Source organism: uncultured Azohydromonas sp. (assembly GCF_937926365.1).
Classification (GTDB): domain Bacteria; phylum Pseudomonadota; class Gammaproteobacteria; order Burkholderiales; family Burkholderiaceae_C; genus Azohydromonas.
Map to the genome: position 1 here is coordinate 18,632 of NZ_CALAOH010000226.1, position 26,637 is coordinate 45,268.

Annotated in this window: 22 protein-coding genes; 12 read left to right on the plus strand and 10 right to left on the minus strand. The window is 65.5% G+C overall.

Features of this window, described 5'->3' with window-relative positions:
• Window positions 1-173: 173 nt before the first annotated feature.
• A complete protein-coding gene (locus Q0741_RS24830; RefSeq protein WP_298235875.1) occupies window positions 174-1,781 on the plus strand; it encodes a galactose oxidase-like domain-containing protein in 1,608 nt (535 codons plus the stop codon).
• A 240-nt stretch (window positions 1,782-2,021) separates the two neighbouring features.
• Window positions 2,022-2,825: a TSUP family transporter gene (locus Q0741_RS24835; RefSeq protein WP_298235876.1), complete on the plus strand. Its 804-nt coding sequence runs from the start codon at window positions 2,022-2,024 to the stop codon at window positions 2,823-2,825.
• A 22-nt stretch (window positions 2,826-2,847) separates the two neighbouring features.
• Here Q0741_RS24835 and Q0741_RS24840 read toward each other — a convergent pair whose 3' ends face one another.
• Together Q0741_RS24840 and Q0741_RS24845 are read right to left on the minus strand one after the other, a co-directional pair.
• Window positions 2,848-3,765 (minus strand): stomatin-like protein, encoded by a 918-nt coding sequence (locus tag Q0741_RS24840; RefSeq protein ID WP_298235877.1) that lies wholly within the window; start codon window positions 3,763-3,765, stop codon window positions 2,848-2,850.
• A 43-nt stretch (window positions 3,766-3,808) separates the two neighbouring features.
• Window positions 3,809-4,237 (minus strand): NfeD family protein, encoded by a 429-nt coding sequence (locus tag Q0741_RS24845; protein ID WP_298235878.1) that lies wholly within the window; start codon window positions 4,235-4,237, stop codon window positions 3,809-3,811.
• 106 nt (window positions 4,238-4,343) lie between these two features.
• On the opposite strand from Q0741_RS24845, the gene Q0741_RS24850 reads away from it, so the two are divergent.
• The gene (locus Q0741_RS24850) at window positions 4,344-6,605 is read left to right on the plus strand and encodes an arginine/lysine/ornithine decarboxylase (RefSeq protein WP_298235879.1); all 2,262 of its coding nucleotides are present in this window, start codon (window positions 4,344-4,346) and stop codon (window positions 6,603-6,605) included.
• A 104-nt stretch (window positions 6,606-6,709) separates the two neighbouring features.
• On the opposite strand, the gene fabI is transcribed toward Q0741_RS24850, so the two are convergent.
• The gene (gene fabI / locus Q0741_RS24855) at window positions 6,710-7,501 is read right to left on the minus strand and encodes an enoyl-ACP reductase FabI (protein WP_298235880.1); all 792 of its coding nucleotides are present in this window, start codon (window positions 7,499-7,501) and stop codon (window positions 6,710-6,712) included.
• Between the two features lie 234 nt (window positions 7,502-7,735).
• Here fabI and rimP point away from each other — a divergent pair, with 234 nt between their 5' ends.
• The 9 genes from rimP to Q0741_RS24900 all read left to right on the plus strand — a co-directional run bounded on the left by rimP (window position 7,736) and on the right by Q0741_RS24900 (window position 21,204).
• Complete coding sequence (gene rimP / locus Q0741_RS24860) at window positions 7,736-8,410, plus strand: ribosome maturation factor RimP (protein ID WP_298235881.1); 675 nt, start codon at window positions 7,736-7,738, stop codon at window positions 8,408-8,410.
• Entirely contained in the window at window positions 8,407-9,885 is a 1,479-nt protein-coding gene (nusA, locus tag Q0741_RS24865; RefSeq protein ID WP_298235882.1) for a transcription termination factor NusA, read from the plus strand. The genes rimP and nusA overlap by 4 nt, the downstream gene beginning before the upstream one ends.
• A gap of 59 nt (window positions 9,886-9,944) precedes the next feature.
• On the plus strand, window positions 9,945-13,004 hold the full coding sequence (infB, locus tag Q0741_RS24870) for a translation initiation factor IF-2 (RefSeq protein ID WP_298235883.1): 3,060 nt from the start codon (window positions 9,945-9,947) through the stop codon (window positions 13,002-13,004).
• Between the two features lie 70 nt (window positions 13,005-13,074).
• Window positions 13,075-13,440 carry a 30S ribosome-binding factor RbfA gene (rbfA, locus tag Q0741_RS24875; RefSeq protein ID WP_298235884.1) on the plus strand — a complete coding sequence of 122 codons (366 nt, stop codon included), beginning with the start codon at window positions 13,075-13,077 and terminating at the stop codon, window positions 13,438-13,440.
• 4 nt (window positions 13,441-13,444) lie between these two features.
• The gene (truB, locus tag Q0741_RS24880; RefSeq protein ID WP_298235885.1) at window positions 13,445-14,437 is read left to right on the plus strand and encodes a tRNA pseudouridine(55) synthase TruB; all 993 of its coding nucleotides are present in this window, start codon (window positions 13,445-13,447) and stop codon (window positions 14,435-14,437) included.
• A gap of 13 nt (window positions 14,438-14,450) precedes the next feature.
• Window positions 14,451-16,280 (plus strand): translational GTPase TypA, encoded by a 1,830-nt coding sequence (gene typA, locus Q0741_RS24885; RefSeq protein ID WP_298235886.1) that lies wholly within the window; start codon window positions 14,451-14,453, stop codon window positions 16,278-16,280.
• Window positions 16,281-16,478: 198 nt separating this feature from the next.
• The gene (locus Q0741_RS24890; RefSeq protein ID WP_298235887.1) at window positions 16,479-17,420 is read left to right on the plus strand and encodes a DMT family transporter; all 942 of its coding nucleotides are present in this window, start codon (window positions 16,479-16,481) and stop codon (window positions 17,418-17,420) included.
• A gap of 218 nt (window positions 17,421-17,638) precedes the next feature.
• Complete coding sequence (locus Q0741_RS24895; RefSeq protein ID WP_298235888.1) at window positions 17,639-19,540, plus strand: AAA family ATPase; 1,902 nt, start codon at window positions 17,639-17,641, stop codon at window positions 19,538-19,540.
• Window positions 19,537-21,204, plus strand: coding sequence for an ATP-dependent helicase (locus Q0741_RS24900; protein WP_298235889.1), 1,668 nt, complete (start codon window positions 19,537-19,539; stop codon window positions 21,202-21,204). The genes Q0741_RS24895 and Q0741_RS24900 overlap by 4 nt, the downstream gene beginning before the upstream one ends.
• A 9-nt stretch (window positions 21,205-21,213) precedes the next feature.
• On the opposite strand, the gene Q0741_RS24905 is transcribed toward Q0741_RS24900, so the two are convergent.
• The 7 genes from Q0741_RS24905 to Q0741_RS24935 form a co-directional block, all read right to left on the minus strand.
• Window positions 21,214-21,468 carry a pyocin activator PrtN family protein gene (locus Q0741_RS24905; RefSeq protein WP_298235890.1) on the minus strand — a complete coding sequence of 85 codons (255 nt, stop codon included), beginning with the start codon at window positions 21,466-21,468 and terminating at the stop codon, window positions 21,214-21,216.
• On the minus strand, window positions 21,465-21,851 hold the full coding sequence (locus Q0741_RS24910; protein WP_298235891.1) for a DUF4326 domain-containing protein: 387 nt from the start codon (window positions 21,849-21,851) through the stop codon (window positions 21,465-21,467). The genes Q0741_RS24905 and Q0741_RS24910 overlap by 4 nt, the downstream gene beginning before the upstream one ends.
• Before the next feature lie 143 nt (window positions 21,852-21,994).
• The gene (locus Q0741_RS24915) at window positions 21,995-22,996 is read right to left on the minus strand and encodes a hypothetical protein (RefSeq protein WP_298235892.1); all 1,002 of its coding nucleotides are present in this window, start codon (window positions 22,994-22,996) and stop codon (window positions 21,995-21,997) included.
• Window positions 22,993-25,050 carry a ParB/RepB/Spo0J family partition protein gene (locus Q0741_RS24920; protein WP_298235893.1) on the minus strand — a complete coding sequence of 686 codons (2,058 nt, stop codon included), beginning with the start codon at window positions 25,048-25,050 and terminating at the stop codon, window positions 22,993-22,995. Before Q0741_RS24920 ends, Q0741_RS24915 begins: the two co-directional genes overlap by 4 nt.
• Window positions 25,050-25,274: a hypothetical protein gene (locus Q0741_RS24925; RefSeq protein ID WP_298235894.1), complete on the minus strand. Its 225-nt coding sequence runs from the start codon at window positions 25,272-25,274 to the stop codon at window positions 25,050-25,052. Before Q0741_RS24925 ends, Q0741_RS24920 begins: the two co-directional genes overlap by 1 nt.
• Window positions 25,265-25,630, minus strand: a complete 366-nt coding sequence (locus tag Q0741_RS24930) for a hypothetical protein (protein ID WP_298235895.1) — start codon at window positions 25,628-25,630, stop codon at window positions 25,265-25,267. Before Q0741_RS24930 ends, Q0741_RS24925 begins: the two co-directional genes overlap by 10 nt.
• Complete coding sequence (locus Q0741_RS24935; protein WP_298235896.1) at window positions 25,627-25,941, minus strand: hypothetical protein; 315 nt, start codon at window positions 25,939-25,941, stop codon at window positions 25,627-25,629. The genes Q0741_RS24930 and Q0741_RS24935 overlap by 4 nt, the downstream gene beginning before the upstream one ends.
• Between the last annotated feature and the right edge of the window lie 696 nt (window positions 25,942-26,637).

Genomic DNA, 26,637 nt, shown 5'->3' on the forward strand with positions numbered 1-26,637 from the left:
ACGGCCGGAGGGAATCCAGCATGAATCCAGCGTAATGCGCCCGGAGGGCTGGGAATCGTATCCCTGCGCGGAATGCGGTTTGAATCCGGTAAATCTGCTCAATATTCTGGGGTTTCCGATTCCGCCTTATTTGGCGGGATCGCGTTTTCATGTTGGTTATCTGAGGAATTCGAATGAGAACTTCGGGAGTACCGCGGCGCGCGCATTTGACGGCGCTGCTGCTGATGCCGCTGCTGGCGGCCTGCCATGGCAGTTCCGAACGGCAGGGGCCGCATCCCGTGCCGCGTGGCCTCGTGACTTCGCAAGGGCCGGTGGCGCCGGAGAACGGCGGCGCGCGGGCGCACGTGGAAGGGGCCTTCGGGCCGACCTTTGGCTGGCCGGTGGTGCCGATCCACATGGTGCTGTTGCCCGATCAGCGGGTGCTGGCCTACGGCACGGACGCCTCCGGGCGGCAGGGGGCGCATCTCCACTACACCGTCTGGGACCCGCGAGGCGGCGGCGGTCCGGAGGCCTTCCTGACGCTGCCCAACGTCACCGGCACCGACATCTTCTGCGCGTCGCAGTCGCTGCTGCCGGACGGCACGGTGACGCTGCTGGGCGGCGACGACCACAGCCGCAAGCCGCTCAACAACGGCAACCCGGACATGAACGTCTTCGACCCGAGGCGCAACGAGCTGCGCAAGGCCGAGGGCATGGCGTACGCGCGCTGGTATCCGACCCTGGTGGTGATGCCTTCCGGCGACCGCGTGGCGCTGGGCGGGCGCATCCGCGATGCCGGCAGCCGCTGGACCTTCTACGAGCGCGCCGCGGCCAGCACGCCGGAGGCGTACACGCCCGGCAGCGGCTGGCGCACTTTGGACGCTGCGGCCAGCGACCGGGCCTACGGCAGCCGGCGCGAGAGCTATTACTACCCGCGCGCCTGGCTGGCGCCGGCGGGGGACGTGTTCATCCTGGGCCACGACGGCCGCATGTTCACGCTGGACCCGCGCGGCCCGGGCCGGCTGCGCGAGCTGTCGGTGACGGCGCCGCCCTCGCGCGAGCGCGTGCCGGTGGCGATGTTCGAACCGGGCCGGATCCTGGCGCTGCGCGACGGGCGGCGCGCGGTGGTGGTGGACATCAACGGCGCCGAGCCCGTGGTGCGGGAGACGGGCCGGCCGCAAGCGGAGCGCCAGTGGGGCAACGCGACGGTGCTGGCCGACGGGCAGGTGTGGCTCAACGGCGGCTCGGTGACGCCCAACGAGCTTGGGGACGAGCACCTGGACTCCGAGATCTGGAACCCCGCCACCGGCCGGTGGACGCGCGCGGCCCGCGCGGCGCAGCCGCGGCTGTACCACTCGGCCTCGCTGCTGCTGGCCGACGGCAGCGTGCTCACCGGCGGCGGCGGCGCCCCGGGGCCGCTGATCCAGCTCAACGGCGAAATCTATTTCCCGCCTTACTTGTTCCTGCGCGACGGCTCCGGGCGCTTCGCGCCACGGCCCGCGGTGGTGGAGGCGCCCACGCAGGCCGGTGCCGGGGGCGAGCTGCGCGTGTCGCTGGGCCAGGGCGTGAAGGCCAGGCGGCTGACCCTGGTGCGCATGGGCTCCGTCACGCACAGCCTCAACCACGAGCAGCGTTTCTTCGCGCTGGACTTCAGCCAGCAGGGCACGGCGCTGCGCGCCCGGCTGCCCGCCGATGCCAACCAACTGCTGCCGGGCTACTGGCTGCTGTTCGTGTTCGACGAGCAGGGCGTACCGTCCCTGGGCCGGCCGGTGCTGATCACCAACCCGACGGTGGCGGGGTGATCCCGACCCATGGGTGAGAAGGCTGCTCCGGGGAACCGGTGTCAGCCAGAACTAAGGGTTTCCCCTTATACCGGTGCATGGCGAGGCCGCCGTGTCCGGCGGCCCTTGCCGGGCGCACTCGGGGAGGGATCACATGACGCATCGCAGATGTTCAGCTTGCAAGGCCGGCCGGCCGGGGCTGTCACAGGCCGCGCTGCCGGTTCACGAGGGGGCGCGTCCAGTGACGCGGGAGGGCGGGCGGTGAGGGCGGCAGGCCGGCATGCCCGTCATGGGCAGGGTTTCGTGGCGGGCTCGCTGCTGGGGGCGCTGGGTGGCCTGGCCGGGCTGAGCGCGGGCGGGCTGCGCTCCTTCCTGGTGGCGGATCTGGTGGGCCGGGAGCGGCCCCAGGGCTTCATCGTCGGCCAGGCCATGAGCCTGCTGGCGGTGGCGTGCGCGCTGCTGTTCCGCGCCAGCGCGATCCCGCTGGACCTGCTGGTGGATCACGCGGACGTGCTGGCCTACCTGCTGGCGGGCAGCCTGGCGGGTGACTGGTGGGCGGCGGGTTCCGTGGCGGCCCTGTCGCGCCGGCGCCTGGACCGGGCCGTGGTGCTGCTGCTGGCGCTGGGCGGCCTGTGGCTGCTGTTGCTGGCCGCCGTTCCCGCGCCGGCGCTGGCCGCGCCCGATCCGCTGCGCCAGGCGCTGGGCGTGTTGGCCGGCGTGGCCGTGGGCATGGCCACCGCCGTGCTGGGCGTCGTGGGCAGCGCGCTGCTGATCCCGGTCCTCGTGCTGCTCTACGGCATCGAGCTGAAGGTGGCGGGCAGCCTGGCGCTGCTGGTGAGCCTGCCCACGCTGGTCACCGGCTTCATGCGCCATGCCCGGGTGCAGGCCCTCGACGGCTTGCGGCGGGAGCGGGCGCTGGTGGGCTGGATGGCGGCCGGCGGGGTGGCGGGGGCCGCGCTGGGCGCGCTGCTGCTGGGCCTGGTGCCCGCGCAGGCGCTGCTGGTGCCGCCGGGGCTGGTGCTGCTGGCGGGGGCGGTGAAGGTGCACCGCGCCGCGCGGCCGTAGCGGCACGGCGCGGCGGCGCGGCTCAGCGCGGGACCTTGGCGTTCTGCATCAGCGCCATGGCGCTGGCGATGAGCCCGCTGACCTCGCCCAGGCTGGCCGGCACGATCATGGTGTTGTTCTTCTGCGCCAGCTGGGCGAAGGCTTCCACGCCCTTTTCGGCCACGCGCAGCTGCACCGCCTGCTCGCCGCCGGGCTGGCGGATGGCCTCGGCGACCTGCCGGATCGCGTCGGCCGTGGCTTCGGCCACCGCCAGGATCGCCGCGGCCTCGCCCTGGGCCTGGTTGATCTCGGCCTGCTTCTGGCCCTCGGAGCGCGCGATGAAGGCCTCGCGCTCGCCGCTGGCGATGTTGATCTGCTCCTGGCGCCGGCCCTCGGAGGCGGCGATGAGGGCGCGCTTCTCGCGCTCGGCCGTGATCTGCGCCTGCATCGAGCGCAGGATCTCCGCCGGCGGCGTGAGGTCCTTGATCTCGTAGCGCAGCACCTTCACGCCCCAGTTCAGCGCCGCCTCGTCCAGCGCGGCGACGACCTGCGCGTTGATCGCGTCGCGCTCCTCGAAGGTGCGGTCCAGCTCCATGCGGCCGATGATGCTGCGTAGCGTGGTCTGCGCCAGCTGCGTGATGGCCACGATGTAGTTGGACGAGCCGTAGCTCGCGCGCATCGGGTCCGTGACCTGGAAGTACAGGATGCCGTCCACCGTCAGCTGCGTGTTGTCGCGCGTGATGCAGACCTGGCTGGGCACGTCGAGCGGAATTTCCTTGAGCGAGTGCTTGTAGGCGACCTGGTCGACGAAGGGCACCAGCAGGCTCAGGCCCGGCGTGAGCGTCGTGTGGTACTTGCCCAGCCGCTCCACGACCCAGGCGTGCTGCTGCGGCACCACCTTGACCGAGCGCACGATGAACACGGCCGCGACGGCCAGCAGTACCAGGGCGAGGATGTCCATCGGTAAGGAATCTCCAGGTTTTGTGGTTCGAGGGTTGTAGGGGTCAGTGGGCGACGCGTTCGAGCAGCAGGCGGTTGCCGTCGATGGCGCGGATGCGGTGCTCGCCCGGCGCCGGCGCGCCCGGGCCGACGTGGCGGGCCTGCCAGGCAGCGCCCCGGTAGCGCACCTGGGCCTGGCCCTGGGCGTCCCAGCGCTCGACCTGCACGTGCTCGCCGATGTCCAGGTGCAGGTTCTGGTCGCGCGCCTGCGGCGGGCCGCGCCGGCGCCGGAGATGCCACAGGCCTACCGTGGCGCTGCCCACCAGCGCCGCGGCCAGCAGCTGCGGCGCGAGGCCCAGGCCGGCGTGCGCCGCCAGCGCGCCGGCCATGGCGCCCAGGGCCAGCATCAGCAAGTAGAAAGTGCCGCTGGCCAGCTCGGCCAGCACCAGCGCGGCGGTGGCCAGCCACCACAGGGTCACGTCGCTTGGGTCCATGGGTTGCTCCGATGGCGATAGGGGAGGTCGCTCCAGGCGGGGTCGCAACCAGCGCCTACACTTCGCGGTTTTCCTGAAGGACCAACGCCCGGGAGGGCAGCCCGCAATGTTGCGTTACCGTTTCCCCATTTTCATCATCGACGAGGATTTCCGCTCGGAGAACACGTCGGGCCTGGGCATCCGGGCGCTGGCGCAGGCGATCGAGAAGGAAGGCTTCGAGGTGCTGGGCGTCACCAGCTACGGCGACCTCAGCCAGTTCGCGCAGCAGCAAAGCCGTGCCAGCGCGTTCATCCTGTCCATCGACGACGAGGAGTTCACCGCCGCCGACAGCGAGGAAGACGCGGCGGTGCAGAACCTGCGCAAGTTCATCGCCGAGATCCGCTTCCGCAACACCGACATCCCGATCTACCTGTACGGCGAGACGCGCACGTCGCAGCACATCCCCAATGACATCCTGCGGGAGCTGCACGGCTTCATCCACATGTTCGAGGACACGCCGGAGTTCGTGGCGCGCCACATCATCCGCGAGGCCAAGAGCTACCTTGACGGCCTGGCGCCGCCGTTCTTCCGCGCGCTGGTGGACTACGCGCAGGACGGCTCCTACTCCTGGCACTGCCCGGGTCACTCCGGGGGCGTGGCCTTCCTCAAGAGCCCGGTGGGGCAGATGTTCCACCAGTTCTTCGGCGAGAACATGCTGCGCGCGGACGTGTGCAACGCCGTGGACGAGCTGGGCCAGCTGCTGGACCACACCGGCCCCGTGGCCGCGAGCGAGCGCAACGCGGCGCGCATCTTCAACGCCGACCACTGCTTCTTCGTCACCAACGGCACCAGCACCTCCAACAAGATGGTGTGGCACCACACGGTGGCGCCGGGCGACGTGGTGGTGGTGGACCGCAACTGCCACAAGAGCATCCTGCACTCGATCATCATGACGGGCGCGGTGCCGGTGTTCCTCACGCCCACGCGCAACCATTACGGGATCATCGGCCCGATTCCGCAGAAGGAGTTCACGCGCGAGTCGATCCAGAAGAAGATCGCCGCCAACCCGCTGCTCGAAGGCGTTGACGCCGCGACGGTGCGCCCGCGCATCCTCACGCTCACGCAGAGCACCTACGACGGCGTGCTCTACAACACCGAGACCATCAAGGGGATGCTCGACGGCTGGATCGACACGATCCACTTCGACGAGGCCTGGTTGCCGCACGCAGCCTTCCATGGCTTCTACGGCTCCTACCACGCGATGGGCAAGAGGCGCGCGCGGCCCAAGCAGTCCATGGTCTACGCCACGCAGAGCACGCACAAATTGCTCGCGGGCCTGTCGCAGGCCTCGCAGGTGCTGGTGCAGGACTCGCAGACACAGAAGCTCGACCGCCACCTCTTCAACGAAGCCTACCTGATGCACACCTCGACCTCGCCGCAGTACGCGATCATCGCGTCGTGCGACGTGGCCGCGGCGATGATGGAGCCGCCGGGCGGCACCGCGCTGGTGGAGGAGAGCCTGCGCGAGGCGCTGGACTTCCGCCGCGCCATGCGCAAGGTCGAGAAGGACTTCGGCCACGACTGGTGGTTCAAGGTCTGGGGGCCGGAGGCGGAGCTGGCGCCCGAGAGCATCGGCCAGAGCGCGGACTGGATGCTGCATGCCAACGAGGAGTGGCACGGCTTCGGCGACCTGGCGCCGGGCTTCAACATGCTCGACCCGATCAAGAGCACGATCATCACCCCGGGCCTGGACGTCAACGGCAAGTTCGACGCCACCGGCATCCCGGCCTCGATCGTGACCAAGTTCCTGGCCGAGCACGGCGTGGTGGTGGAGAAGACGGGCCTGTACTCGTTCTTCATCATGTTCACCATCGGCATCACCAAGGGCCGCTGGAACACGCTGCTGACCGCGCTGCAGCAGTTCAAGGACGATTACGACCGCAACCAGCCGATCTGGCGCATCCTGCCCGAGTTCTGCGCCGCGCATCCGCGCTACGAGCGCATGGGGCTGCGCGACCTGTGCCAGGCGATCCACAAGGAGTACACCCAGCACGACATCGCGCGGCTGACGACGGAGATGTACCTGTCGGACCTGCAGCCGGCGATGAAGCCCGCCGACGCCTACGCGCGCATCGCGCACCGCGACACCGAGCGCGTGGAGATCGACGAGTTGGAGGGGCGCATCACCACCTCGCTGGTGACGCCGTATCCGCCGGGCATCCCGCTGCTGATTCCGGGCGAGCGCTTCAACCGCAAGATCGTGGACTACCTGCGCTTCGTGCGTGCCTTCAACGAGAAATTCCCCGGCTTCGCCACCGACGTGCACGGCCTGGTGGAAGAGGAAATCGACGGCGTGCGGCGCTACTACGTGGACTGCGTGCGCGCCTGAGGCCGCGAACCGCTTTGCGGCAAGGCATGAAAAACGGCGCCCGAGGGCGCCGTTTTCTTTTCCTCGCCGTTCGCGCCGGGGGGGGCGGCGCGGGGAGGGCGGGCTTACTGCGGGGTGGAGCGCTCGCCGCCCATCACCTGGCTGAAGCCGCCGTCCACGTAGGTGATCTCGGCGCTAATGCCCGAGGCCAGGTCCGACATCAGGAACGCGGCGGCATTGCCCACGTCGTCGATCGTGACGTTGCGGCGCAGCGGCGCGTTCGTTTCCACGATGTCCAGAATTTTGTGGAAGCCCTTGATGCCCGAGGCCGCCAGCGTCTTGATCGGGCCGGCGGAGATGCCGTTGACGCGCACGCCGCGCGGGCCGAGGTTGGCCGCGAGGTAGCGCACGCTGGCTTCCAGCGAGGCCTTGGCCAGGCCCATGGTGTTGTACGAAGGCACGTAGCGCGCGGCGCCCAGGTAGCTCAGCGTCAGCAGCGCGCTGTTCTCGCGCAGCATGGGCAAGGCGGCCTTGGCCATGGCGGGGAAGCTGTAGGAGGAAATGTCGTGCGCAATGCGGAAGGCTTCACGCGAGAAGCCGTCGAGGAAGTCGCCGGCGATGGCTTCGCGCGGCGCGAAGCCGATGGAGTGCACGAAGCCGTCGAACTGCGGCCAGTGCTCCGAGAGATCGGCGAAGAGCTTGTCGATCTGCGCGTCGTCCGCCACGTCGCAGTCGAAGACCAGGTTCGAGTCGAACTCCTGGGCGAACTCGGTGATGCGTTCCTTGAAGCGCTCGCCGACGTAGCTGAACGCGAGTTCCGCGCCTTCGCGGCGGCAGGCGCGTGCTATGCCGTAGGCAATCGAGCGGTTGGACAGCAATCCCGTGATCAACAGCCGCTTGCCGGCAAGAAATCCCATGGTGGCTCCGAGAGGTCAAAAATTCGGGCGGGATTCTCGCACGCAGCTTGCTCCACTTCAGTGGGGTGTGTCGGTCACTTGCCGGTACAGCTCTTGCAGGGTACAATCCGCTTCTCGCTGAATACCTGAATGGGCGGATCTTCCAGCCCTTTTTTTTTGCTTGATCGAATTTCGCATCCCTCACCGTTGCAACCACAGGAGGCCGCAGGTGGCGCCAGCCGCATGCGGGAAGGCATGAACTGGCAGGCTGCCATCGAGCGCACCGTCACGGGTCTGGGCTATGAGCTCGTGGAGGTGGAGCGCGCCGCGCGCGGCTTGCTGCGCGTGACCATCGACCGCGTGCCGGGCCAGGTGTACCCCGGTCCCGAGTCCGAGTCGGTGACGGTGGACGACTGCGAGGCCGTGACGCGGCAGCTGCAGTACGTGCTGGAGGTGGAGAACGCAGATTACGCGCGGCTGGAGGTCTCCTCGCCCGGACTGGACCGTCCGCTCAAGCGCGAAGCGGACTACGTCCGCTTTGCCGGGGAACTGGTGGAGATCACGCTGAAGCTGCCGTTCCAGGGGCGGCGCAAGTACCGCGGCGTGCTGCAGCCGCGGCCGGCGCCGCAATCGGGTGCCGGCGAGGGCAGCGCCGCCGAGGAGGCCGTCGCGGTGGCCCCTGCTGGCTGGCGGCTGGTGCTGCAGGACGAGACGCCGGCGGCAGCGCGCAAGGGCGGGAGCAAGGCCGGACGCTCCAACGCCAAGGCGCGTGCCAAGACCGTGGACGAGGAGGCGCCGGTGCAGGTGCTGGACTTCGCCTTCGATGAAGTGCGTGAGGCCCGGCTGGTGCCGGTGGTGGATTTCAAGGGCCGGCGGGCCCGCGCTGCGCAGCCGCAGGAGCCGCAGCAGGACGGAGGACGCACAGAATGAACCGCGAAATGTTGATGCTGGTGGACGCCATCTCGCGCGAGAAGAGCGTCGAGCGCGACGTGGTGTTCGGCGCCGTGGAGGCGGCCCTGGCCTCGGCCACCAAGAAGCTCCATGGTGGCGAGGTGGACATCCGCGTGGCCATCGACCGCGACACCGGCGAGTACGAGACCTTCCGCCGCTGGCTGGTGGTGCCTGACAGCGCCGGGCTGCAGAACCCGGACGCCGAGGAGTTGCTGTCGGATGCGCGCGACCGCATCGCTGACATCGAAGAGGGTGACTACATCGAGGAGCCCATTGAGTCCGTGACCATCGGGCGCATCGGTGCGCAGGCCGCCAAGCAGGTGATCCTGCAGAAGATCCGTGACGCCGAGCGCGAGCAGCTGCTTAATGACTTTCTCGCCCGCGGCGAGAAGATCATGGTGGGCACCGTCAAGCGGCTGGACAAGGGCGACATCGTCGTCGAGAGCGGCCGCGTCGAAGGCCGGCTCAAGCGCAGCGAGATGATTCCCAAGGAAAACCTGCGCACCGGCGACCGCGTGCGTGCGTTCATCGCCGGCATCGACCCAACCGTCCGCGGGCCGCAGATCATGCTCTCGCGCGCCGCGCCGGGTTTCATGGTCGAGCTGTTCGCGCAGGAAGTGCCCGAGATCGAGCAGGGTCTGCTGGAGATCAAGAGCTGCGCCCGCGACCCCGGCAGCCGCGCCAAGATCGCCGTGCTCTCGCACGACAAGCGCGTGGACCCGATCGGTACCTGCGTCGGTGTGCGCGGCTCGCGCGTGAACGCCGTGACCAACGAGCTGGCCGGCGAGCGCGTGGACATCGTCTTGTGGTCCGAGGATCCGGCCCAATTTGTGATCGGTGCGCTGGCGCCGGCCAACGTGCAGTCGATCGTGGTAGACGAGGAGCGTCACGCGATGGACGTGGTGGTGGACGAGGAGAACCTCGCCATCGCCATCGGCCGTGGCGGCCAGAACGTGCGCCTGGCCTCCGACCTCACCGGTTGGCGCATCAACATCATGACGGCCGAGGAATCGCAGGCCAAGCAGGCTTCCGAAACCGAGAAGCTGCGTAGCCTGTTCGTGGAGAAGCTCGACGTGGACGAGGAGGTCGCCGACATCCTCATTGCCGAGGGCTTCGCCAGCCTGGAAGAAGTTGCCTACGTTCCCATGCAGGAAATGCTGGAAATCGAGGCCTTTGACGAGGAAACCGTGGGAGAGCTGCGCAAGCGTGCCAAGGATGCGCTGCTGACCATGGAAATTGCGCGCGAGGAAGCCGTGGAGGAGGTGTCGCAGGATCTGCGCGACCTCGACGGCCTCACGCCCGAAGTGATTGCCAAGCTGGCCGACGGCGGTGTTCATACCCGCGACGACCTGGCCGACCTGGCCGTCGATGAACTGACTGAAATGACTGGCCTGGACGACGTGGCGGCCAAGGCTTTGATCATGAAGGCGCGTGAACACTGGTTCAACGCCTGATCATCATCCCTGACCCACGCCCGCAAGACCGCATCGCCCAGCAAGCAAGGATTCCCATAATGGCCGTGACAACCGTCGCTCAGTTCGCCGCCCAGCTCAATCGCCCGGCGTCGACACTGCTCGAGCAACTGCAGTCCGCCGGTGTCAGCAAGCGCTCCACCGACGACGCGCTCACCGATGCCGACAAGGAGCGGCTGCTGGCTCATCTGCGCAGCAGCCACGGAACCGGCGGAGGCGATCGCAAGAAGATCACGCTCACGAGCCGGAGCACCAGCGAGATCAAGCAGGCCGATGCCTCCGGCAAGGCCCGCACGATCCAGGTAGAAGTGCGCAAGAAGCGCACGTTCGTGAAGCCTGACGAGGCGCCCGCGCCCGAGATTTCGGCTGAAGAGCTGCGCCGCCGCGAGGAAGAGGCGCGCGCCCAGGCCGAGGCCCTGCGCCGCCAGGAAGAGGAGCTGGCCGAGCGCCAGCGCCAGCGCGAAGCCGAGGAAAAGCGCCAGCGCGAGGAGGCCGAGGCCGCTCGCCGTGCCCGCGAGGCCGAAGAGGCCGCGGCGCGCGAGCGCGAGGCTGCCGCCACCAAGGAGGCGCAGGCCGCTCAGGCGGCGCAGGCCGCCAAGACCGCCCGTGAGCAGGCCGCGGCCCGCGCCGCTGCCGAGGCCGCGGCGTTGCAGGCGGCTTCTCGTCGCCAGCACCAGGGTGTACGCCATGCGCCGCGCCAGCAGCCCGCCTCCCGTGCCGGCGCGCCGGCTCCCGCACCGGCCGCCGCCGCTCCGGCGCCTGCCCCGGTTGCTGCACCCGCGCCGGCTCCCGCACCGATTCCCGTGCCGCCGCGTGGTGCGCCCGCGGTCGCTGCGCCGGCTACACCTGCGCCTGCCGCCGAGCCGCCCAAGCCCGCGCTGCGCGTGGTGAAGGCTGCCGAGGTGGCCGATGCCGAGAAGCAGCGCCTGGCCGAGCTGGAACGCCGCCGCAAGGCCGCCGAGGCCGAGGCCGCTGCCATTCGCGCCATGATGAATGCGCCCAAGAAGGTGCTCGTGGCCAAGAAGGAGGAGCCCAAGCCGGCGCCTGCGCCCATCAAGGGCACCATCCACAAGCCCGCAGCCAAGACGGCTGGCGGTGCGCCCGCACCCGCGCAGGCGACGGCGGCCCCCGGTGCCAAGCCCGGCGACAAGAAGTCGGTCAAGTCCGAGAAGCTGTCTTCCAGCTGGGCCGATGACGCCGCCAAGAAGCGCGCCGCGGTCAAGGGCCGCACCGACGCCGGTGCCGGCGCCGCCCGCGCGGGCTGGCGTTCGCCGCGTGGCGGCCGCCGTGGCGGCGATCGCGACGAGCGCGGTTCGTCCAGCTTCGTGGCGCCGACCGAGCCGCAAGTGCAGGAAGTGCACGTGCCCGAGACCATCAGCGTCGCGGACCTGGCGCACAAGATGAGCGTCAAGGCCTCCGAGGTCATCAAGCAGCTGATGAAGCTGGGCCAGATGGTCACCATCAACCAGCAGCTGGACCAGGAGACCGCGATGATCGTGGTCGAGGAAATGGGCCACAAGGCCTTCGCGGCCAAGCTGGACGACCCGGAAGCCTTCCTGGAAGAGGAAGCCGCCACCAGCACCGCGGAGCAGAAGCCGCGCGCCCCGGTGGTCACGGTCATGGGCCACGTGGACCACGGCAAGACGTCGCTGCTGGACTACATCCGCCGCTCGCGCGTGGCGGCGGGCGAAGCCGGCGGCATCACGCAGCACATCGGCGCCTACCACGTCGAAACGCCGCGTGGCGTCATCACCTTCCTGGACACCCCGGGCCACGAGGCCTTCACGGCCATGCGCGCCCGTGGCGCCAAGGCGACCGACATCGTCATCCTGGTGGTGGCGGCCGACGACGGTGTGATGCCCCAGACCAAGGAAGCCATCCACCACGCCAAGGCGGCCGGCGTGCCTCTGGTGGTGGCGATCAACAAGATCGACAAGCCTGATTCCAACCTGGATCGCGTGCGCAGCGAGCTGGTGGCCGAGGAGGTCGTGCCGGAAGAATTCGGCGGCGACTCGCCCTTCGTGCCCGTGTCCGCCCGTACCGGCCAGGGCATCGACGACCTGCTGGAGCAGGTGCTGCTGCAGGCCGAGGTGCTGGAGCTCAAGGCGGCGGAAGACACGCTGGCCAAGGGCTTGGTGATCGAAGCGCGCCTGGACAAGGGCCGCGGCCCCGTGGCCACGGTGCTGGTGCAGAGCGGCACCCTGAAGAAGGGCGACGTGGTGCTGGCCGGCTCCAGCTATGGCCGCGTGCGCGCCATGCTGGACGAGGACGGCAAGGCCACCGAGGCCGCCGGTCCGTCGATTCCCGTGGAGATCCAGGGCCTGACCGAGGTGCCGCAAGCCGGTGACGAGTTCATGGTGCTGGCCGACGAGCGCCGCGCCCGTGAGATCGCCACCTTCCGCCAGGGCAAGTACCGCGATGTCAAGCTGGCCAAGCAGCAGGCCGCCAAGCTGGAGAACATGTTCGACCAGATGGGCGCCGGCGACGTGCAGACGCTGCCGCTGATCATCAAGGCCGACGTGCAGGGCTCGCAGGAAGCGCTGGCTTCCTCGCTGCTCAAGCTCTCCACCGACGAGGTCAAGGTGCAGATCGTTCACGCGGCCGTGGGTGGCATCAGCGAGAGCGACGTCAATCTGGCCATCGCCTCCAAGGCGGTGATCGTGGGCTTCAACGTCCGTGCCGATGCCGGTGCGCGCAAGCTCGCCGAGAACAACGGCGTGGACCTGCGCTACTACAACATCATCTACGACGCCGTCGACGAGATCCGCGCGGCGATGTCGGGGATGCTGGCACCGGAGCAGAAGGAAGAAGCCCTGGGCACGGCGGAGATCCGCACCGTGTTCGTCGCCTCCAAGATCGGCACCGTGGCGGGCTGCATGGTCACCTCGGGTCTGGTGCGCCGCAACGCGCGCTTCCGCCTGCTGCGCGACAACGTGGTCATCTACACCGGCGAGATCGAGTCGGTGCGCCGCATGAAGGACGACGTGCGCGAGGTCAAGGAAGGCTTCGAGTGCGGCATCAAGCTCAAGAACTACAACGACATCGCCGAGGGCGACCAGATCGAGGTGTTCGAGATCAAGGAGGTGGCGCGCACGCTGTAATCCAGCCTGCCGTCCCTTTCTGACGCAGCCCCGCCCCAGAAGGGCGGGGTTTGTATTTCAGGAGCTCCGCATGCGACACAAGAGAAGCATCCCCAACCGCAGTTTCCGCATTGCCGACCAGATCCAGCGCGACGTGGCCGAGCTCGTGCGCGAGCTCAAGGACCCGCGCGTGGGCATGGTCACGATCAATGCCGTCGAGGTCACGCCCGATTACGCGCACGCGAAGGTTTTCTTCTCGCTGCTGGTGGGCGACCCGCAGCAGACCCAGCAGGCTCTCAACGAGGCTGCCGGTTTTCTGCGCAACAGCCTGTTCAAGCGGCTGCAGATCCACACCGTGCCCACGCTGCACTTCCAGTTCGATCGCACCACCGAGCGCGCGGCCGAGCTGGGCGCCTTGATCGCGCAGGCCAACGCCACGCGCGCCAAGGAGGACTGACCCCATGAGCGGCGCCGCGCGCTCCCCTCGTCCTGTCCGTGTGCGCCGCGCGCTGCACGGCGTGCTGTTGCTGGACAAGCCGCTGGGCTGGTCCAGCAACGACGCGCTGCAGAAGGTGAAGTGGCTGCTGCGCGCCGAGAAGGCGGGCCACACCGGCACGCTGGACCCGCTGGCCACCGGCCTGCTGCCGCTGTGCTTCGGCGCGGCCACCAAGTTCTCGCAGGTGAGCCTGGAGGCCGACAAGCGCTACACCGCCACGCTCAAGCTGGGCCAGGTCACGACCACCGGCGACGCCGAGGGCGAGATCGTCAGCGAGCGCCCCGTGGCCGTGACCCGCGCTGCCATCGAGGAGGCCTGCGCGCGCCTGACCGGCGTGATCGAGCAGGTGCCGCCGATGCACTCCGCGCTCAAGAAGGACGGCAAGGCGCTGTACGAGTACGCGCGCGCCGGCATCGAGGTGGAACGCGCGCCGCGGCAGATCACGATTCACGCGCTGGACATCCTGCACTGGCAAGGTGACGCACTGGTCATCGACGTGCGCTGCAGCAAGGGCACCTACGTGCGCACGCTGGCGCAGGACCTGGGCGAGTTGCTGGGCTGCGGCGCGCACCTCACGGCGCTGCGCCGCACCGGCAGCGGAGCGCTGACGGTGTCGCGCGCCATCAGCCTGGAGGCGCTGCAGGCGCTGGACGAGTCCGCGCGGCTGGCGCTGCTGCAGCCGCCGGACGCGCTGGTGGCGGACTGGCCGGCGATCCGGCTGCCAGCCGAGGAGGCCGCCCGCTTCCTCTCCGGGCTGCGCCGTCGCGTCAACCACCCCGACATGCCGGCGGTGCGCGTGTACGGACCCGAGGAGCGCGCCTTCCTGGGCTCGGCCCAGGTGCGCGCCGGCGAGCTCATTGCGCAGCGTCTGCTCAGCCCGCCCGAGGTACAGGCGCTGCTCCAAGTTCCCCAAGGCGCCGTGGCGCCGCAGGCCCAAGAGGCCGCCCTGAATCCCTGAAAGACGTTCTTTTATGAGCACCCAGATTCGCAACATCGCCATCATCGCGCACGTCGACCATGGCAAGACCACGATGGTCGACCAGCTCCTGCGCCAGTCCGGCACCTTCGCCGAGCACGAGAAGGTCGTTGACACCGTGATGGACAGCAACGCGATCGAGCGCGAGCGCGGCATCACCATCCTGGCCAAGAACTGCGCCGTGAGCTGGCAAGGCACGCACATCAACATCGTGGACACCCCGGGCCACGCCGACTTCGGCGGCGAGGTGGAGCGCGCGCTGTCCATGGTGGACGGCGTGGTGCTGCTGATCGACGCCCAGGAAGGCCCGATGCCGCAGACCCGCTTCGTGACCAAGAAGGCGCTGGCGCTGGGCCTCAAGCCCATCGTGGTCGTCAACAAGGTGGACAAGCCCGGCGCCAACTGCGACAAGGTCATCAACGCCGCCTTCGACCTGTTCGACAAGCTCGGCGCCACCGACGAGCAGCTGGACTTCCCCGTGGTCTACGCCTCGGGCATCAACGGCTGGTCCTCGCTGGAAGAGGGCGCTCCGGGCGAGCAGTGGGGCCCGGACATGTCGGCCCTGTTCAACACCATCCTCAAGCACGTGCCGGCGCACCAGGGCGACCCTGACGCCCCGCTGCAGCTGCAGATCTCGGCGCTGGACTACAACAGCTTCGTCGGTCGCATCGGCGTGGGCCGCGTCAACGCCGGCAAGATCAAGCCGGCCATGGACGTGCTGGTGATGGAAGGTCCGGACGGCAAGTCCTTCAAGGGCCGCGTCAACCAGGTGCTGACCTTCCAGGGCCTGGACCGCATGCAGGTGACGGAAGCCGGCCCGGGCGACATCGTGCTGATCAACGGCATCGAGGACCTGGGCATCGGCGTGACCGTGACCGACCCGGCCAATCCGCAGCCGCTGCCCATGCTGCGCATCGACGAGCCGACGCTGACGATGAACTTCTGCGTCAACACCTCGCCGCTGGCCGGCCGCGAAGGCAAGTACGTCACCAGCCGCCAGATCTGGGACCGCCTGCAGAAGGAGCTGCAGAGCAACGTCGCGCTGCGCGTGAAGGAAACGGACGAGGACGGCGTGTTCGAGGTGGCGGGCCGCGGCGAGCTGCACCTGACCATCCTGCTGGAGAACATGCGCCGCGAGGGCTACGAGCTGGCCGTGTCCAAGCCGCGCGTGGTGTTCCGCGAGATCGACGGCGTGAAGATGGAGCCGATCGAGCTGGTGACGGCCGACATCGAGGAAGGCCACCAGGGCGGCGTGATGCAGGCGCTGGGCGAACGCAAGGGCGAGCTGGTGAACATGGAGCCGGACGGCCGCGGGCGCGTGCGCCTGGAGTACCGCATCCCGGCGCGGGGCCTGATCGGCTTCTCCAACGAGTTCCTGAACCTCACCCGCGGCTCGGGCCTGATCAGCAGCCTGTTCGACGGCTACGAGCCCTTCAAGGGCGACGTGGGCGGGCGCAAGAACGGCGTGCTGATCTCCATGGACGACGGCGAGATCTTCACCTACGCGCTGGGCAAGCTCGACGACCGCGGCCGCATGTTCGTGAAGGCGGGCGACCCGGTGTACGAAGGCATGATCGTGGGCGTGCACAACCGCGACAACGACCTGGTGGTCAACGCCACGCGCACCAAGCAGCTGACCAACTTCCGCGTCAGCGGCAAGGAAGACGCGATCAAGATCACGCCGCCGATCGAGTGCACGCTGGAGTACGGCGTGGAGTTCATCGAGGACGACGAGCTGGTGGAGATCACCCCGAAGTCGATCCGGCTGCGCAAGCGCTTCCTGAAGGAGCACGAACGTAAGCGTGCACAGCGCGAAGGCGCTTGAGCGCTACGCGCTCAAGCACCGGGGGCGCTGTCATGGCGGCACCCCCAGTCCCCGCCAGCGGGGGCTCTAGCTAGACGATTGCCCGGGCCGCTCTGCGGCCCTCTTTCATTGGGCCGCAGGTCTGTTGCGATGAGGTGTCGCCTCCCTCGCTGCTTCTGTCCCGAACCTCGTTAACCGTTCTCTGGAGCCGTTCTCGTCATGACCCACCGCCAAGGCATAACCGCCATGCTGCTCGTGACCCTGCTGTGGAGCATCGCGGGGGTGGTGACGCGGCACCTGGACAGCGCGGCCAGCTTCGAGGTGACCTTCTGGCGCAGCGCCTTCAATGCGCTGACGCTGGGCGTGCTGCTGGCCGTGCTTCGCGGCCCGCGCGTGGTGTGGGCCACGCTGCGCTCGGGCGGGCGCACGCTCTGGCTGTCGGGCCTGTGCTGGAGCGTGATGTTCACCGCCTTCATGGTGGCGCTCACGCTCACCACCGTGGCCAACGTGCTGGTGACCATGGCGCTGGGGCCGCTGTTCACGGCGCTGCTGTCGCGCTTCGTGCTCAAGCACCGGCTGGCCCTGCGCACCTGGACCGCCATCGTGCTGGCGGGCGCGGGGATCGCCTGGATGTACGGCAATGAGCTGCTGCACAGCGATTCGCGCGCGCTGCTGGGCATCGGCGTGGCGCTGGCGGTGCCGCTGTTCGCGGCCACCAACTGGACGGTGTTGCAGTACAGCCGCCGCCGTGGCGCCGAGCAGCCCGGCGGCGGGGACATGCTGCCGGCGGTGCTGATCGGCGCGCTGCTCTCGGCCGCCGCCACGCTGCCGCTGGCCGCCCCCTTCCAGGCCACGGGCTCCGACCTCGCCTGGCTGGCACTGCTGGGCGCGATGCAGCTGGCCGTGCCTTGCCTGCTGTGCGTGGCGGTGTCGCGCGTGCTGCACGCGCCGGAGATGTCGCTGCTGGGCTTGCTGGAAGTGCTGTTCGGCGTGCTCTGGGCCTGGCTGGGCGCGGGCGAGACGCCATCGTCTTCCGTGCTGGCCGGCGGCACGGTCGTGCTGGGAGCACTGGCGCTGGATGCGGCGCTGGGGTTGCGGCAGTCGTCCACGAGCAAGCCTGGTTCCGCACAACCTCAGACCGGCACGCGCATGCGTGCCTGAGGACAATCCCGCCCGTGAATTCCACCGCTACTTCCCCGATCTCTCCCTGGCGCCTGTCCGTCGCCCCCATGCTGGATGGGAAGCATGCATGTCTAAGTTATTGATTTGAAAGACGAAATTTCAGTAAATGCCGTTACGTTGCACTGGCATTGCATTTTTCGGCTGACGTGCCGATGAAGAGTGCAACATCTGTGCATCTGAGAAGAGGGACGGCTTAAGTGGAACTTCATGCAATTCGTTTGTTCAATTTTCAATCTTTTGGTGCGGGCCCGACAGAACTTACTCTGACCGATATAACTTATCTAATAGGTCCAAATGGATCCGGGAAAACAGCGGCTTTGCAAGCGCTGTGTCGACTTTTTGCGCTTGATCCTTCGTTGCGACGGATTCAGAAGTCAGACTTTTATGTTCCTCATAATGAGATAGAAATCCCAGAGGAAAGGGGTTTGTGGATAGAGGTCGACTTTTTATTCCCGGAGTTACTTGAAGACCAGGATGGTTCCACGGTTGCAATGCACTTCGGGCATATGCGCCTTGATGAAATGGGGGGTATACCTCGGGTTAGATACCGCCTTAGTGCTACCATGGGACTTGACGGGGATATCGAGGAAGTTTTGGTTTATGTGCTCGATCTAAATGAAGATGGATCACCGCTGAGCACGTCGCAAGTACCGAGAGCCGAGCGCAATTATATTCACGTGCATTATTTGCCGGCAAGGCGCGATCCTGCTGACCATATAGCTTATGGCGCAACAGCGCTTTTGGGCAGGATGCTGCGAGCCGTGAATTGGGATTCTGAAAGAGAAAAGGTAAAAAGTTTTACAGATCAGATCAGTAAATGTTTGTCGGAAAACCTATCGGTGAATTCGCTCAGCGATAGTTTGACACGTGTTTGGGGCGCTCTTCATAAAGGTAAATTTTTTGCTGACCCAAGGATAACCTTTGTCGCTTCTGAGGTTGAGGCTCTGCTGCGACATCTGTCGGTTTCATTCTCTCCCGGTCATGCTGAAGAAGTGGTTGATTTTTCTCGTCTTAGTGACGGTCAAAAATCAATGCTTTACCTTTCGTTGGTTTTATCATCTCAGGTAATTGGGCGTGATGCTCTTGCGGGAAATAGTTCATTCAATTTGGATAAACTTCTTCCGCCAAGTTTCACGATTATTGCAATCGAGGAGCCGGAAAATAGTTTATCTCCTTTTTATTTGGGGAGAATTGTTAATGCATTGAAGGCGACGACGAGTTATCCTGACGCTCAAGCACTTATTGCGACGCATGCCCCTTCAATGTTGCGTCGTGTTGACCCAAAGCAAATTCGTTATTTGAGGCTTAACGAGGGTCGCGTGACTTGTGTGACGCGTATCGTATTGCCAGAAGAAAATGATGAGGCATATAAATTCGTGCGAGAAGCTGTAGAGGCTTTCCCCGAAATTTACTTTTCACGCTTGGTTGTTCTAGGGGAGGGGGATAGCGAAGAGATTGTGTTGCCAAGAATTTTGCAAGCTAAGGGAGCGCCGGTTGATGAGTCTGCCGTTACTATAGCTCCTTTAGGTGGGCGGCATGTAAATCATTTTTGGCGCCTTTTGTCTGCGCTGCAAATACCCTTCTTCACTTTGCTTGATCTTGACGTTGCAAGACATCAGGCCGGATGGGGTCGCATTAAATATGTAAATGATCAGCTTGGGAAATATATGCCCAGCAAAAAGCTTCCTTCGAATTATGAGATTCCGCCTTGGAACTCTGATGAGTACAAAATTTTAGATTATCAGATGTTCCTCCATGAGTTGGAGGCAAGAGAAGTTTTTTTTGCGCAACCTTTGGATTTGGATTTTTCTATGCTTTCGGCTTATTGTGCCGCCTACGGGGTTAAAGCAGTCGCTCCTTCCGAGACTATAGTAAAGGCAGTGTTGGGGGATAGTCATCATAACTCTGCCCAATACAGCGCCGACCAGCTGCAACTTTTTCCCGGCTATCAAAAACTTTTTAAACTGGGCAGTAAACCGGCAGCCCACATAGAAGCCCTAGCAAAGCTTGATGACAGGCAGCTTTTGGCCGCTATGCCTCCGTCACTAGGACGCCTTGCGGATGCCGTAATTGCCAAACTTCTGGAGCTGCCCGAATGATTGCCGCTGATGCATGGAGTCCTGCAGACGAGATGACCCTTGAGCCCAATGCGTTGAAAGCTGCAAAAGAGCAGGATCGTTGCTTGGTGCTTACGGCAGGGCCGGGTGCGGGTAAAACAGAAATGCTTGCTCAGCGTGCCGACTTTCTACTTCGGACTGGGACTTGTCGCTACCCGAGACGGGTTCTAGCTATTTCTTTTAAGGTCGATGCGAGTAAAAATTTGAAGGAGCGCGTTCAGCGTCGATGTGGGCGAGACTTATCTTCTCGGCTTGATAGTTATACATTTCATGCTTTTGCTAAACGTATTATAGATAAATTTAGACCAGTATTGACGGGCAAAGATGCTCTTGATGCTGGATATAAAATTGGTAATCAGAGGATTTCTAGAAAGCAGATCGAATTTAGCGATCTTGTTCCGTTGGCAATTCAGATATTGGAAAATTCTGTGGTTGCTCGGAACGCTATTCGTCAAACTTATACTGATGTGTTTTTGGATGAGTTCCAGGATTGTACTGATAAGCAGTACGAGTTGGTGAAGCTGGCTTTCCTTGGTACGTCTATTCGTCTTACAGCGGTAGGCGATGTTAAGCAAAAAATTATGGGCTGGGCCGGTGCGCTAGATGGAATATTTAAGAAATTCGAAGTGGATTTCAGGGCTGTTTCATTGCATATGTACCGCAATTTTCGATCGCAGCCGCGCCTCTTGCGCTTGCAAAATGAGATTATTCGTGTGCTTGATCCTGCGTCGGTCATGCCCGATGAGCAGTTGATGGGAGATGGTGGAAAAATATTTGCTTGGAGCTTTAAGAATTGTGAAGGCGAAGCGAATTTTTTGGCCGACATGATTTTGAGCTTGATTGAGGTTGAGCGAGTTCCTTTGTCGGAAATTGCGGTTTTGGTTTCGAGACAACTGAATCTTTATGCTGCTCCTCTAATGTCTGCTTTGGAGCGTAGAGGGGTGCCTTTCCGAAATGAACAGGAAATTCAGGATATTTCCACTGAGCCGGTGGCTAGGCTTATTGTTGATTATTTATCTTGCTTGTATGGTGAGCGTGAGCCTAAGGCTTGGACTCGGTTGATAGAATTAATGGCCCCATTTGCCGATGAAGATGTTCGGGGCGGTATTCGGCTGGATTTTTTAAGCTTTATCAAGAATGAGCGGAAGAATAGGATTGATGCTCATAGAAGCAAAGGAGCATATTTTGGTTGGTGGGAATCTGTATGTGCATTCTTGGAAAAAGTTGGAATAGAAGGCTTGACGGCGCTTTCGCCGGATTATGAATCTCATAACAGACTTGGAGACGTTATTTTTGATGCAAAATCAAAAATAGAGGAATTAATGAAACTGGAGCCTGATTTGCCGAAGGCTTTGATGAGGTTCTCCGATGATCAGGCTGTTCGTATTCTGACAATTCATAAAAGTAAAGGGTTAGAGTTCGAGTCGGTAATCATGATAGCTGTTGAGGATGAGATTTTCTTTGGTGATGCTGATGAAAATCGTTGTGCCTTCTTTGTTGGCGTATCGCGTGCTAAACGAAGACTTGTCGTAACGCACGCTTGGGAGCGGGCAAAACCAGTTGGGCACAGTGGCAACTGGACTGTGTGCCGTTCGCCTCAGAAGGAATATATTGGCTATGTTTTGCCGTTTATTAATAACAAATAGCCAATATTTTCATACTTGCGACTGCTCCCATAGTCGGGAAGCCTCGGACCGCGCCTTATCAATCCAGGCTCCTAAATCTTCACAAGACACCATCAGCGGAGCCTTCCTGCTAGCGGTAAGGCGAAACGTCGGAACCGGCAATTCGTTACGCGCTGCCTTCTTCAATGCCTCCTCGTAGCTCAGGCAAAAGAACCGCTCGCACACTTCCGACAGCGGAATGGTCGGCGTCTTGTAGAGGCTCATGAGGGCGAAAGCCGTGATCACGGGGCAACCTTCTTCGATGCGTTGTTGAGCGGTGCGGCATCGATGCCGCCCTTTTCTTCATTGGCCAGCTGCAGCAGCACGTCCGCGTGGCAGGGCCCGCTCAGCGGGCACCAGCACGCCAGGTTCTTGCCGCGCAGCTCGCGACGGATGTCGGCCAGCGTCGTCTGGATGGCTTGGCCGCGGACCTCGGCGACAAAGCCGCCTTGCTCCTGGAGCAGGCGCCGGAACAGGCCGACAGCAACCTCGGGCGCCATGGGCTGGCCGTCGCCGTGCAGCTTGAACGGGTTGCCCCAGCGGGTGGTCCGGTCCACCTTCACCGTGTTCGCGGGCATCCGCCAGCCTTTGGCACGGCTGAGCTGGATGCGGATCGGGATGCTGCTCATGTGTCGAATCCTCTTTTTGATCGCCCTTTGTGCCGGGCCTAGGCCTGCTATGGCGCGAAATGTTTGGTAGGTAATTCGCGCTCGGCCCGGCTGCCCTTAGGTAAGGCCAGTAATCCGAGGGCAGATGAAAAAATCGGTGTCCGTTAGGTCGCACGTAGGTCGACGTTGGTGCGGCTGTTGAGGTGGTCAGGACTTCGTCGTCGTCGTCTCCGCTGTCCGTGTCCGTTGGGCAGCGCGTGCAGACGTCTGTGCTCATGCAGCGCTTCACCTGGAGCCGGCGCTGCAGGTGCTGCGGTCACCTCCGATGTGGTCGCAGCAGTGACGCTGTTGGCCAGCGCGGCAGCAGGTGCCGGCGAAAGCCACGCGGCCGCGGCGGCGCGCGCCTGGTCCACGACACGGGCCGCCGCCGGCGCGCCTTTTGAGGGGGGTGCCAGCTCAGCCACGGCCGGCGCTGCCTGCGCTTCACGCGCCGTGCGGAAGAGGGCGCCGGCGGCGGACATGAACACCAGGCCCACGAGGCCGATCAGCCCGGCGCGCAGCGTCGCGTACAGCGCCGTGCGGTCCGCGCCCAGCAGGGTAGTGAGCGTCGGCCGGCGCGCGGCCTGCAGCTGCTGCAGCTCGGCGGCCAGCGGCGCGATCGTTGCCTCTGCATCGTCGGCTTGGCGCAGGGTGCGCGCCGCGGCTGTGATGGCCTGCGCCTGGGCCTGCGTGGCCGCGAGCTCGCGGCGGCCGGCGGCCACGGCGCGGTGGTTGCTGATGGCGGCCTGCAGCTCCTCGATGCGGGCACCAGCGGCGGCCTCCGTCGCATCCGCGGACTGCACTAGCGCGAGCTGCGTGACGGCCATGGAGCCGACTTCGAAGATGAACAGCGCCGCGCCCAGCGACAGCAGCACGGCGCGCACGCCGCGCAGCACGTACCGCGGCAGCACGGCGGCAAAGCCGAAGGCAGCGAGCTGGCCGACGGTCAGCAGCACGCCGGCGGCGATCAGCGCCTGGCGCGCCGTCTCGTCGCGCTCGGTCTGCAGCAGGCCCAGGACGAAGAACCAGGTGGCGACGGTGCTGGCGGACAGGCCGATCAGCCCGGCCACGCCGCCCAGCGCGCGGTACGCGCCCGGCGTCATGTGAGAGTGCATAGGGCTGCTCATGCCGCGGCGCGTTCCTGTTGCGCAGCGAGCCAGGCGCGGCCAGCGTCCGTGATCTCCACATGCGTGCCGCTCTGCCGGCCGTCCTGGCCTTGCACCAGGCCCATGCTCATCAGCGTCAGCACCGTGGCCTTGTGCAGCAGGCGCAGCTCTACGGCGGCTTCCTGCAGCAGCCGGCGCAGGATGCCGCCGGCCATGGACTGGGTGACGATGTCGAAATCCTCGATGCACGGCTCCGCCCGGACCACGGGCGCGGGTGCGCTGGCCGGCTCTGCTGCATCTCCATCGGCGGCTGCGGCAGGCGGTTCAACAGCTGGCGTGTCGGCGTCGTCCAGCGTCAGCCAGCCCTGGGCCTGCAGCTCGGCCAGTTCCTCCGGCGTGTGCTCGATGCGCTCCTCGGCCGCAACGGCGTCGTTAGGCGCATTCGGCTCCGAGGCCTCGCCCGTCGGCTCTTCCACCAGCAGCATCTGGCCGGCGCGCGCGGCCTCGATGTCAACGCCGTAGTACTTCGCGGCCGCGAGCAGCTGGTGCGGCTGCTCGTCCTCGTCGTCAATGCAGCCCGCCGGGACGATGACGTTTTCAACGAGCGTGCAGTCGATCAGCAGCTGCGTCATCTCCTGGGGCGAGGCCTGCTCGATGCTCTCCAGCAGCGTCTCCACGTCCTCGCAGTTCCACAGGCGCAACAGCGCGGTTTGATTCCAGGTCGGCGCTTCCTTGACGGCCGTGCGCACCACCATGCGCAGGTCGAACTCGCTGCGCTCGGTCGCGGCCATCGCGGCGCGCACCGACTGCAGCAGCGCGAAGCGCTTGGGCAGCTCCTCGGCGGCGCGCTCTTCCTTCTTCGCATACTCCGCCTGCCGCTGGCGGTTCACTTCCTGCCAGTCGTAGCCGCTGTTCTTCTTCTTCGCCGGCGGCTCGATGTCCGCGGCCTTGAGCGAAGCGGCGGCCACCGCTTCAACGACCTTGCCGTCGTACGGGCTCTGAATCAGCACCGTCTCGACGGCCGGCGCGTCTACGCCCTTTCCCTTCTTGGCCTTCTTGAGCTGGTCCTTGACGTCCTTGAGCGCGACGTACGCGCCCTTCACCGTGCCGTCCTTGCCGATCGATGCGCGGGCCCGGTTGCCCTCGATCACCACCTTGCCCTGTTCCTGCAGCGCTTCAGCCTGGCGGCGCAGGTGCGCTTTCTTCTTCTCGGCGCAGCATGCCGGGTCGGTGCACAGGTCGGGGCCGTAGGCGGCACGGCGGGTGCCCCAGGACGTTTGTGAGTCCTTGAGCGTGTCGGCGTACTCCGGCGCATTGCCGGAGCGCTTCGGGCATGCACTGCAGACGCCTGCACTGGGCAGCAGGGTTGCGTCTTCAGGGGCAAAGATCACGTCCTTCAGGCGCAGCGTGAACTGTTCGATCAACAGGTCGCGGATGTTCCGGAAGTTGCGTTTCCCGCCGTCGCCCAAGTCCCAGTACTTCGCCTTGATGCGCGCCAGTGCCTTCTGCTGCACCGTCGCGGGGCCCAGGCGCGCAATCAGCAGTGCAACCTCGCTGCCGATCTCGCCCTTCACGCACGCTTCGCGGATCTCCGGCACGGCCTCCAACAGTTTCAGCCTGCCGTATACGTAGGACTTGGACTTGCCCGCTTGCTCGGCCAGCTCGTCGGCCGTCACGCCGTGGTCGCGCATGAGAGCCTGAAAACCTTCGGCCTCCTCGATCGGGTGCACATCGCGCCGCTGCAGGTTCTCGCTGATCTGCGCGCGCTTGACCTCCTCGTCGGTCATCTCGCGCACCATGCAATCCACGCTGGTCAGGCCTGCCGCCACGGCGCCGCGCTTGCGGCGGTGGCCGAAGACCACCTCGTAGCCGTCCACCAGGTCGTCGCGCAGCGGGTTGGGCCGGCGCGGGCGCACCAGCAGCGGCTGCAGCACGCGGCGGTGCTGGCGGATGTCGGCGGCTAGCTCCTCGATGTCAAGGAACGTGCGGCGCGGGTTGGTGGGCGAGTCGTGCAGCTGGTCGAGCGGGATCTGAACGATCGTCGCCGGGTCAACGGTCAGGGTAGGGGTGTCCATCACGCTCCCTTCTGCAGCGCCGGCCCGGCTCGGTAGGTGTCGCCCTCGCGCACCAGCACGCGCCGGCGCACCTGCGCGGACAGCTTGGCCGACGCGGTGCGTACGTCGTCGACGTCGAACTTCACCGTGACGTCGTTGACGGTCAGCTCCTCGTCCGGGTTGGCCGTGAAGAAGGCCAGCACCTGGTCGGCGAGGACGTTGCGAGGCAAGTTCTTCAGCGGCATGCGGCCTCCTCGTTGCGGGCCAGTGCCGTGTTGACCAGCCGCGTCAGCCCCTTGTCTTCCGCCTCGCGCGCCAGTGCCGAGAACTCCGCCCCGGTGGGGCAGGCCCGGCGCAGCGCGCGCAGCACCAGGGCGGGCACGTCGCGGTCCGCGGCGCCGGGCAGGTCCTGCCACAGCTCGGGCGCCACGAGGCCCAGGTCGATCACCATCCAACCCGCGGCACCGCGCAGCGCGCGCAGGCGCACGGCGCGGGACGATGCGGTGTTCACGCGGTGCAGGTGCATGGCGGTACCGTCGGGCAGCCAGATGGCATGAGGGGCCGCGCGCACCACGGTGCAGTACATGGGGGCGGTGCTCATGCCGGCCTCGCCGCGGCGCGCACCAGGTGCGCGTGCTGCCCATGGCGCAGCAGCAGGCCGCGCTCGGCGAGGTAGTCCAGCAGCTCGCGCGTGGTGTCGGCCGTGGTGGGGCAGACCTCGCGTTCATCGAGCAGCGGGCGCACGTCGCGCCACACGGTGCCGTCGAGCTTCACCGGGTAGGCGCCGGCCTCGATGTTCTGCAGCAGCGCCGCGTCGGTGCGGGCGAACTGCACACGCAGGGCTTCCAGCTCGGTGGCAGTCGGCTGCGTGTTGGCCAGCGTGGTCCGCTGGGCAAGGGCGCCGCGGCTCATGACAGCACCGCAACAAGGTTGACGATCACCGCAGCGTAGGCCGCGAAGGACGTTGCCACGTACAGCCGTGCGTTTCGGGCGAGCTGAGCGGTGCCCCGTAGGGTGTCGTCGGTGATGAGCTGATTGGTAGTGGCCGGCTGTGCAGGTGTCCGCACATAAAACAGTCGCTGCGATGGGGTCTGACCCAGTCCCATAGTTGCCTCGTCCAGTAAAAGTGGCGATGATCAAAACTATGCGATTTGCATCGTACGCTGTCAAGCAAGATGCATAGCAGCGCAGCGCAATGTGCTCAGAGATCAAGCACGTGAAGATGCGATTGTGTTAGAAACTGTATAAAACAACAGTATCAAGGACTGGGATGGTTCCAGAGCAGTACGTGGTAGTGCACAACGAGGTTGTGGCGGCAATTGGCCGCGACCGGGTTGTGTATGCACGCGCCCGCGGAGCGCTGTGTCCGGCCGGTGTCTCTGCGCTGTATGCGTGCTTAGCGGCGACCTATTCAGGTCGCGCACCACGTGGCTTGGTGCTGGATTTCAGGTTCGCCCGGAATGTTGGCGGCGCCGACATTCAAGATGCGGTAGTGGAGTCATGCGGCTGGAATCGGTTGAGGTTGCCGACAGCAGTCATTTGCCTGCCTGAGCAGGCGCATGCATTCAGGTGGTCGATTGCCTTGGACGCCTTACGTACCGGGCATCA